Genomic DNA, 251 nt, shown 5'->3' on the forward strand with positions numbered 1-251 from the left:
CACCCCCACCACTACCCTCACCTCTTCTCCCTCCTCGACCCCGTCCTCCTCCCCCCCCCGCCACCTCCCCACTCCCCCAACCTCCACACCCTCCACCACCCCCCACTCCTGACCAACCACATCCACCACCTCCTCCCCACCCATCCCCTCCCCCCACACCACCAACATCTCCTCCAACCCCCCCTCATAACCTCTCCCCACCTCCCCCATCTCACTCCCCATCTCTCCCCTCACCCTCATCACCCGCCAAT

The 251-nt window shown here is 66.5% G+C and carries 1 protein-coding gene; it reads right to left on the bottom strand.

From position 1 onward, the window contains the following. On the bottom strand, positions 1-251 hold a 251-nt coding region (locus FS507_RS20105; RefSeq protein ID WP_186314788.1), incomplete at both ends, for a hypothetical protein.

It is taken from the genome of Corynebacterium glyciniphilum AJ 3170, from assembly GCF_007673095.1.
Classification (GTDB): domain Bacteria; phylum Actinomycetota; class Actinomycetes; order Mycobacteriales; family Mycobacteriaceae; genus Corynebacterium.